This is a genomic window from Petrotoga halophila DSM 16923 (assembly GCF_002924615.1).
In genome coordinates this window covers 1-9,864 of record NZ_JALY01000082.1, presented here as the reverse complement: position 1 = coordinate 9,864, position 9,864 = coordinate 1, and the positions used below count along the sequence as shown (strand labels likewise).

The following is a 9,864-nucleotide window of genomic DNA, read 5'->3' as shown; positions in this document are numbered from 1 at the left end:
TACTTTGTCTGATGCCTGCCTTATTGACCCCATGGATCTTCTCAATTCTTTACTCATTTCTGATAGAGCATTGGCCATCTGCCCTATCTCGTCTTTGCTTTTACTTTCAAAGTTTACCGTTAAGTCTCCTTCTTTGAATTGGTTTATCTTGTTTTTGAAGTCTAATAGTGGTTTCGTTATGCTTCTTATTAGATAGATGACCATGATTATCGATACTACAAAAGCTACTGCTGTTAAGATGATTGTCAAGGTTATTGCTTGGTTGTTTTCTTCTATGAGTGTTGGACCTAACGTGTCTTGCTGGACCTTTAATTTATTTCTTTGTTCTTCTAATAGATTCAGTATCTCTACCCTTGCTTGTTCCATCTGCTCGATTATAGGCTCTTGGGATTCTATCGCTGTGACTATTTGGTTGAATGTGTTTTCTAAATTGTTGAGGCTTTCCATTAGCTCAGAAAAAGCATTTTTAAGTTCATCGTTGGTTAATCCAAATTCTACAAACGCTAAATTGTCTTTAAAGGTTGAGAACATATTTAATACATTGTTTTTATCGCTTGAAGATTTAGAAGAGAAATATTTTTTAACTTCTTCGTTGATATTTTGCACTGTTACAACAGGATCTTCTGATAATAGTGAAAAAGCCAAAACACTATATTGTTTAGTTAAAGTATTGAAATCATTGAGTTGTTGAATAAATGATTCGCTTAGCTTATTGTATTCCGAAAGAAAAGTATTAGCCTGAGAATTTAATTGTACAATTTGATTGAAATTAAATTCATATGTATTTAAAGATTCATTAATATAAACTAAAGAGGTAGATTCTTCCGTGGTGTCAAGCAAATTGTTCATATATGATTCTATTTTAGATAAATTATCTCTAAAGGCGTTCTCGAAATTCTTTTCGTAATTATCTAAATAATCTTTAAAATTCAAAGAAGCTTCAAAAAATGCTGTTTCTACTTCTGTTATATTATTAACTTGATCTGACAAATTTTTATAAGATTCCAAACCAGCATTTGATTTGGTAAGAGAAGTGGTATTGAAAATTATAGAAAGGCCGAACAATATGAATATGATTATTACTATACTTATTATTCTTTTGCCAATGGATCTTGATTTCATAAGAGATCACCTTCCGCTTTTTTATTTAAATAAGTGATCAAAGCAAAGAGACGATCTTAGAGATCGTCTCGACAGTTCTTTATCTCTGTTGATTCAGTTTTTTAAGAAGCTCTTCCAGCATTTCTTCAGTGAATTTTCCTCTTCCAAAGTTTATTAGTCCTCTCAGAGGCAGATACTTCATCATTGATAAAACTAACTCTTCATTTCTGTGTTCATCGACTGGAAAAATTTCTGAAATCTGATCTTGCATTAGTTCTTTTAAGATCCGTGAGCCAACAGGGTCTTCCATTAGGTCACCAATCGTGGAATTTCTATGGAACTTGTTTCTTACTGTTTTTGTGGAGTTGACTTTTACTTTTTCTTTTAATATTATATCTTTCGATGATTTTCCAACCAATAGTTCAAACTCTCCACTTTCTACGTACCAATCCTTTATCTCTGTGTTGTAATAAGCAAACGCCCTTTTATCCAAGGTAAAAATTACAGTTTTTTCTTCGCCGGGTTCAAGTTGTATTTTTTCAAATCCCTTTAGTTCTTTTTCTGGCCTATTTACTTTGCTTTCTATGTCTTTTACATACAATTGAATTATTTCTTTGCCTCTGATATTTCCTGTATTTTTAACTTTCACTTTAACGTTCAACGTTTCGTTATCGTTTATTTCCCTTTTATCTATTGTTAGGTCGGTATATTCAAAATTGGTGTAACTTAATCCATATCCAAATGGAAATAACGGATCTATTTGTTTTTTATCATAATATCTGTACCCCACAAATACGCCTTCTCGGTATTCAACCCTATCGTCTTCCCCTGGGAAGTTTAGATAAGAAGGATTGTGACTGAGTTTTTTTGGAAATGTTTCTGCCAATTTCCCAGAAGGATTAACTTCACCAAAGAGGATATCTGCAACAGCTCCTCCCCATGCTTGGCCTCCTAGGTAACTTTCTAGTAGCCCTTTGACTTTATCAACCCAAGGCATTTCAACTGGGGCACCATTACTTAATACCACCACCGTATTTGGTTGTACCTTGGTGATTTCTTCTATCAACTTGTTTTGGCTTTGGGGCATCTGCATATGTTCTCTATCGTACCCTTCTGATTCGTATCTTTCAGGTAGTCCTGCGATGATTACAGCGACGTCAGATTCTTTTGCAGATCTTTTAGCCTTTTCTATAAGTTCCTCATCGATTTCATCTGAGTTAAGATGGTATCCTTTTTCGTAAAGAATTTTAGATTTTCCTTGAGTTATTTTTTCTATCTCTTCTAACAGATTATCTATTTTTATAGGGTTTACATGCGAACTTCCACCACCCTGATATCTCGGTGATGTGGCAAATTCTCCAATTATGGCTATCGTTACTTCTTTTTTAAATGGAAGTATATCGTCTTCATTCTTCAAAAGTACCATGCTTTCTCTTGCGATCTTTCTTGCTAATTGATGATGAGCTTCTTTGTCATATGTTGCGTTTTGTTTCCTGTTGTCTATTGCTTTAAAAATGATTTTTAGGAGTCTTTCTACAGTTTCATCCAATACCTTCTCCTCTAAGTGACCGCTTTTTACAGCTTGTATGATTTTATTGTCTCCTATTCCAAAGCTTGAAGGCATTTCTAAGTCTAATCCTGCTTTTAATCCGTCTACCCTTTCGTTTACTGCCCCCCAATCGGATACAACGAATCCTTCGAAGTTCCATTCTTTTTTCAGTATATCTGTCAATAAGTATTTGTTTTCAGAAGCATGCGTACCGTTCACTTTGTTGTAAGAACACATTACTGTCCAAGGCTTGCCGTTTTTTACCGCCCCTTCGAAATTTGTTAAGTAAATCTCTCTTAGGGTTCTTTCATCTATTACTTCATCTACACTCATTCTTCTGTGTTCTTGATTGTTTGCAGCGTAATGTTTCAAAGAAGTTCCTACTCCATAACTTTGTACAGCGTTTATATAGGCTGTAGCCAGCTCTGTTGATAAGAATGGGTCTTCAGAGAAGTATTCGAAATTTCTTCCACACAATGGAGACCTTTTAATGTTAATAGCGGGGCCTAGTATAATATCAACTTCTTCGGCTTGACATTCTTCAGCTAAGGCTTTTCCTTCTTCTTCTATTAATTTTCTATCCCAAGAACAAGCTGCTGTAGCGGCTGTTGGGAAACATGTGGCGGGTACGCTGTTTTTCAACATACCTTCGTCATTGGTGTTAGCTTCTTTTCTTAAACCATGAGGTCCATCACTCATCGTAATTGAAGGTATCCCTAACCTTTCAATAGGTTTGGTGTGCCAATTATCTAAGCCTGAACATAAACTTGCCTTTTCTTCAAGCGTCATCTGAGAGATTAACTTTTTTATGTCTCTCTCCATATTTTTTCACATCCTTTGGTTTACTATTAAAAAAGCCTATTCTTTTAAAAACAAGATTAGAATTCAAAAGAATTATTCTTAATAACCTGTGAATACCATTTACCGCTATCTTTTATGATCCTTTTTTGAGTTTTGTAATCAACGTACACTATTCCAAACCTCTTTGAATAGCCCCATGCCCATTCAAAATTGTCTAATAAGGACCAAGCGAAGTATCCTTTTAGCGTAACTCCATTTTGAATCGCTTTTAATGCTTGTTCAAGATGCTGCTTTAAATACTCTATTCTTTTTTCATCGTGTACCTCTTGGTTGACTACTTTATCATCAAAAGCAGCACCGTTTTCAGTTACATACACTTCTTTTGGATTGTACTCTTCTTGAACTCCTTTTAGTATTTTGTAGAAACCTTCAGGGTAAATCTCCCATCCCATTTCTGTTTTTGGAAGACCTCTTTCAACGTTTTTCCCACCTAGAAATGATTTTGTATCAGCCTTGACAAGATCTCCAGAGTAATAATTGATGCCTACAAAATCGATTTTTTCTTTTATTTCTTCCAAATCATTTTCGTAATTATGAGGTAAAAACTCAGAGGCATGTTCTTTTATCCCCTTTGGATAGTCACCCTTGTATATTGGATTCAAAAACAATGGATAATTTGACCATTCATGTGCCAACCGTGCGGCATCTATATCTTCTTGTGAATCCGCAGCGGGATCATGGGAAGTATTTGATAAAGTAATTCCAATTTTTCCTTCTTTGATATTTTCTTCTCTGAACGCTTTAACTGTTTTTGAATGAGCTCGCAACTGGTTGTGGACAGCTGAGAAAGAGGCGTAAAGGTCTTTCATTCCAGGCGCATGTTCACCCATAAAATGTCCAACAAACGCCATTACCCAGGGTTCGTTTAAAGTAATCCAATTTTTTACTCTGTCACCAAATCTTTGAAACATGTAATCTGCGTAATCGGTGTACCAATAGGCGATGTCTCTGTTTGTCCAACCCCCCAGATCTTGTAAAGCTGCAGGTAGATCCCAATGATACAATGTAACAAAAGGGGTTATATTTGCTTTGAGTAATTCATCAACCAATCTATTGTAAAAATCAACACCTTTTTCGTTGATTTTACCTTTACCGTATGGGAAAATTCTTGGCCAAGATATAGAAAACCTGTACGCTTTTAATCCTAACTCTTTCATTAAAGCAATATCTTCTTTGTACTTGTTATAATGATCGTCTGCAACATCTCCAGTGTCTCCATTATATGTATTTCCTGGTGTATGAGAAAACCTATGCCAAATCGAAGAACCAGCTCCATCTACTAAAGGAGAACCTTCTATTTGGTAAGATGCAGTAGCTGCTCCCCACATGAAATCCTTTGGAAAAACTTTTTCAGACATATTTTTATTCCTCCTATGTTGTTGTTTTTATTGTTTTCACAATCTCAAAAACTTACCTTAGCTCCCCTTCGCCCCGCAGTCCACCCACATTTCATTCTATGTTATTTTAAGATCCATTCTTCCGATAGTTTTGGTACATCCATCATTAATTGTTTTGTATATGGGTGTTCGGGTTGCGTTATTACTTTATCAGCATCTCCCCTTTCTACTATTTTCCCTTCATGCATGATGAAAAGTCTATCACTGACATAGTAAGCCAAACCAAGGTCGTGGGTTACGAACATGATAGTTGTACCTTCCGTATCCCTTAAACCTAACAGTAACTCCAAAATCCCCGATCTTAAATTTGCATCGATCATAGAAGTTGGTTCGTCAGCTAAAAGTAATTTTGGTTTTATCAAATGAGCCCTTGCTATCATTATCCTTTGCCTTTGACCACCGCTTAATTCAAAAGGATATTTATCTGCTACTTCTTCAGGTCTTAGATTAACTGATTCCAAAGCTTCGTAAACCTTTGCCATTTTTTCTTGTTTCGTGAAGCTGTTGTCAAATAACTTGAAAGCATCTATTAAAACTTTTTTTACCGGGGAAAATATATTGAACGAGGCGTAGGGATCTTGAAATATTGCTTGCACTTTTTTCCAGTAAAGCTTTTTTTCTTTCCCTGTTAAACCTGTTATATCCTGACCTTCAAAAATAATTTTTCCCTTTGTTTCTTTTAACAACCTGAGTATTAGTCTAGTTACCGTTGTTTTTCCGCTTCCACTTTGTCCAACAAGAGAGACGATTTCCCCTTTTTTTATAGAAAAAGTGACGTTATCTACCGCTTTTACAGCTTTTTTTCCACTTCCAAATATTTTGGTCAAATTCTCAACTTTTACTATATCTTCACTTGAGTGATTAGACATACGGTGTCACCTTCTTTCCTTGTGTTAAAATATGGTTTATTCTAATGCATCTTACAGATCTTTCTCCTACTTTAGTTAAAGTGACATCTTCTTTTTTACAATCTTCAATTGCCAAAGGACATCTATCTGCGAACCTACATCCTTTTGGAATTTTCCTTAAATCAGGTGGTGACCCAGGAAGACTTGGTAGTTTTTTACCTTTTATACCTTTTTCAGGAACTAAAATAGACTGCATTAATGCTTGTGAGTAAGGATGAATAGGATCGAAGATTACATCTTTCATATTTCCTATCTCTACAAATTCTCCGGCGTACATTACAGCGATACGGTCACATATATGTCTTAATATGGGTAATTCGTGAGTTATAAAAATTATACTTTTTACTATTTTTTTATCAAAAAGATCTTTAATTAATTTAATTACTATTTTTTGCGAAGTAACGTCCAATGCAGAAGTTGGTTCATCTGCTACTACAACTTCTGGGTTCATTATTGTGGAGATTGCGACAACTACCCTTTGTTTCATACCACCGCTAAGTTCTAAAGGGTAGAGGTTTAAAACTCTTGGGGGCAAAGAAAGAGATTCAAAACGTTCTTTTGCCAAATTTAAAATCTCTTTTTCTGTCATATTAGGATCGTGTTCTTTCAGTAGATCTATAACAAAATTTTTGATTTTTATTGTTGGATTCAAGGCATTCATGGCACTTTGAGGGATATACGAATATTTTTTCCCTAGTATATTACTTCTCAACTCATTTTCTTTTTTTTGCATGATATTTTCATTGTCTAAAAATACTGATCCACTTTCGTACTTCAAAGGTGATAAAAATAAGCCTGATAAACTCATTGCTAAAGTAGATTTACCACAACCTGATTCACCTGCTATTCCCAAGATTTCTCCTTCATATAGGTTAAAAGAAACGCTGTTAACCGCTTTTATTTTTTCTCCTAACCTTGTTTGATAATAGGTTTTAAGATTGTTAACTTCTAAAATAACCTTTTTAGATTCCAACCTCATCAACTCCTAAGTTTGGGATTGAATAATTCATCCATCCCCGAATTCATAAAATATAGTGAAAATGTTATTAAAGCAATAATTATTGCGGGAGGAATAAAAGCCCACCAAGCACCTGATCTAACAGACTCAAATAATAATGCCCATGAAAGCATTGTACCGAGTGAAACTATATTACTTGGACCCAGTCCTAACATACTTATTCCTGCTTCGTTTAAAATACCAGTGGCAACTTGGAGGATAAATGCCATGAATATATAAGATAAGATATAAGGCATTATTTCGCGTATTATAATTTCTACGGTACTGGCACCATTTAACCTGGCTATATCAACATGTTCCCTGTTTCTTAAACTAAGTGATTGCGCCCTTACCGCACGAGCGGTCCATGGCCAAGAGGTTATTCCTAATACTAATCCCATAACAAACAGGGACCTGCTTCTTAAACTAACCGTTATCAATATCAGTATTATGAATGGAGGTATAACTAAAAATATATTAGTTATTGAATTTAATATGTTATCAGTGGTTCCTCCTTTGTACCCGGCAAAAAGGCCTATAGTTATACCTATTGTTGTCGCAATGACACCTGAAATTAATCCTATGATCAATGAAGATTTCATCCCATGAATAAGCTCTACAAATACGTCTCTTCCAAAGTTATCTGTTCCCAACAAGTAAGTTGAGGAAGGGGGCTCGTACATAAATCCAACCATCTCCAATGGATCTTTTGGTGAAACAGCAGGGTATATGAAGGCAGTTAGGAATAAAAACATAAAAAGCCCAAAGCCTATTAAGAATTTTGGAGATTTCAAAAGTAATTTTATGGTATTCATATTAACCCTCCTCCGTTTGCGCAGCTTTAATTCTAGGATCTATTAGTCCGTAGACCATATCCAAAATAAAATTAGCAACTAAAACCATCAATGCTATTATAAGCGTTGAGCCTTGTATCATTGGATAATCTAGTTGTCTTATTCCATTGAATAGCCATGTTCCCACTCCGGGGTATCCAAAGACTATCTCTGTGATCAAAGCTCCCCCTACCATAGTGCCTAAACTTATTGCAAGTCCTGTTATTTGAGGAAGAACTGCATTTTTGAAGACATAGCTTTGAATCTTCTTATCTTTAATACCTAACATCTTACTGTAGGTAACGTAATCTGTATTTAATTCATATATTGACATCTCTCTCATACCTATGGCTTGTCCCCCTATTGTTACTAAAACGATGGAAATAAAGGGTAAAAAGTAATGGTGTAAAACATCAATTGCAAAGGTCCAACTCCAAGATGGGATCAATGTTCTGCTGTAACCCCCGCCAATTGGGAACCATCCCAAGAAAACTCCAAAAACGTATAGTAATATGATTGCCAAAGCATAATAAGGGATAGAATTAACGAACAGCGCTACTGGGAAAATAGTTTTGTCGAAAACCCCTTTTCTGTAAGCGGCAGCAGCTCCCAGTAAGTTCCCTAATATCCAACCTACAATTATTGCAGGAAATTGTAAAAAAATAGTCCATACAATAGCATTTCCCAAAACTTCATTAACAGAAAGAGGGTACAAACTGAACGACGTTCCTAAATCACCTCTAAAAACATTTCCTATGTAGTTAAAAAATTGGATAGGTAAAGGTTTGTCCAATCCAAACTCTTCCATGAAAGATTGATAGACTCTTTCTTGCGTCTCACTTGCTACGGTTCCAGACATCATTTTACTTACTATAACTGAAATAGGATCTCCTGGGATGAGTCTTGGTAAGAAAAAATTTAAAAATAAAGCCAAGAAAAAAGCTAGTAGATACCAAAAAAGCTTTTGAAAAAAATACCTCGTAAATCCTTTCACATACTTCACCTCTCGAAGGTATATTTAAAAGAGTTCATGGGGGCTAAAACTTCCCCCCCACGAACTCTTGGCTAAATCAATAGTTAGTAAAAACTTTATTTGGCAGGTTCTAAATGCCACAACATTTCCATCCCTGCACCTACCAAAGGCATCGGTGGTGCGTATGGATTTTTTGCGTTTGCCCAACCTGTCCAGTAGGTTTCATTGTATTCGTAAAATGTCTGAGGCCTATACATTAATGGGAACATCGGTATATCTTCTCTATATAGTTGATCTAACTCTGTATAGAGGTTCTTTAATTCTTTTTCATCCGTAACTTTTGGAATCATATCGATGAGTTGATCAGCCCATTCATTTTTATATCTTCCAAAGTTACTGTATGCAATCTGTCCAACTTCGGGAACACCTTTTGAATAAAGAGCTATTTGGAATCTCAACCAGGGTTGAGCAGGTCCAGGTTGTGAAGGTGCCCACATCGTCATATCAAAGTTACCTGTTTGTCTGTTATCATAGGCTATAGGTGCATCAGGGAAAGATGTTTGAATGTCTATACCTACTGCTCTTGCAGACTGTGCCACGATTTGTAAAGAAGCATTCCAGTCTGTCCAACCATATGGGCATTCTACTGTAAATGGGCCTAACCTTGTCCCATCAGGCAGAACGTATATTCCATCTTTACCTTTTGTTGCTCCTAGATCTTCTTCTAATATCCTAATAGCTTCTTTTGGATTGTATTCCCAACCGTATTGTTTTACCAAGTTTTCATTAAAGTATTTTGCTTCTCCACCATATGGCATTATAAGACTAGCTTGAACCTTAGGAGAATAATTGGACATAGCAAGTTCGGAAATTCTTGCGTAATTTACCGAATATGCAATAGCTTTTCTAACTTCAGGCAAACTAAGAGGATATTTGTTTACGTTAAACCACAACGAAGGCATTTGTCCAGGCATATAATAAGGGATTTCGTCATACCATGTACCAACAGGAAGACCTTTCTCTTCCCACATTTCCCATATTCTTGGCGTGAATTGTTGAGAAACGTCTACTTCGCCGTTTTCAAAAGCCAAACTACCTTCGTCGTTACTTTTGAAAATAGGATGCACTATATATTTGGCTGCGGGTTTTTTCCCACCGTGTAAAGCTTCGTTTCCCCAATAGTTATCTACTCTTTCTAAAATTATAGTTTCTGGACTTTCATAAAATACTTTGTATGGACCAGAG

The 9,864-nt window shown here is 35.6% G+C and carries 8 protein-coding genes; all 8 read right to left on the bottom strand.

Annotated features, from left to right (window positions below; all coding sequences use genetic code 11):
• The coding region (locus tag AA81_RS03655) for a HAMP domain-containing protein (protein WP_146050335.1) at positions 1 to 1,122 on the bottom strand (1,122 nt) is incomplete at its 3' end.
• A gap of 79 nt (positions 1,123 to 1,201) precedes the next feature.
• The gene (locus tag AA81_RS03650; protein ID WP_103898236.1) at positions 1,202 to 3,472 is read right to left on the bottom strand and encodes a glycoside hydrolase family 3 C-terminal domain-containing protein; all 2,271 of its coding nucleotides are present in this window, start codon (positions 3,470 to 3,472) and stop codon (positions 1,202 to 1,204) included.
• Between the two features lie 56 nt (positions 3,473 to 3,528).
• The gene (locus AA81_RS03645; protein WP_103898235.1) at positions 3,529 to 4,869 is read right to left on the bottom strand and encodes a GH1 family beta-glucosidase; all 1,341 of its coding nucleotides are present in this window, start codon (positions 4,867 to 4,869) and stop codon (positions 3,529 to 3,531) included.
• Positions 4,870 to 4,970: 101 nt separating this feature from the next.
• Positions 4,971 to 5,777: an ABC transporter ATP-binding protein gene (locus tag AA81_RS03640; RefSeq protein WP_103078372.1), complete on the bottom strand. Its 807-nt coding sequence runs from the start codon at positions 5,775 to 5,777 to the stop codon at positions 4,971 to 4,973.
• The gene (locus tag AA81_RS03635) at positions 5,770 to 6,795 is read right to left on the bottom strand and encodes an ABC transporter ATP-binding protein (RefSeq protein WP_103076673.1); all 1,026 of its coding nucleotides are present in this window, start codon (positions 6,793 to 6,795) and stop codon (positions 5,770 to 5,772) included. The genes AA81_RS03640 and AA81_RS03635 overlap by 8 nt, the downstream gene beginning before the upstream one ends.
• Positions 6,795 to 7,628, bottom strand: a complete 834-nt coding sequence (locus AA81_RS03630) for an ABC transporter permease (RefSeq protein ID WP_103898234.1) — start codon at positions 7,626 to 7,628, stop codon at positions 6,795 to 6,797. Before AA81_RS03630 ends, AA81_RS03635 begins: the two co-directional genes overlap by 1 nt.
• Before the next feature lies 1 nt (position 7,629).
• Positions 7,630 to 8,640 carry an ABC transporter permease gene (locus tag AA81_RS03625; protein WP_103064629.1) on the bottom strand — a complete coding sequence of 337 codons (1,011 nt, stop codon included), beginning with the start codon at positions 8,638 to 8,640 and terminating at the stop codon, positions 7,630 to 7,632.
• 95 nt (positions 8,641 to 8,735) lie between these two features.
• Positions 8,736 to 9,864, bottom strand: a 1,129-nt coding sequence (locus AA81_RS03620; RefSeq protein WP_103898233.1) for an ABC transporter substrate-binding protein, incomplete at its 5' end; no start/stop codon positions are given.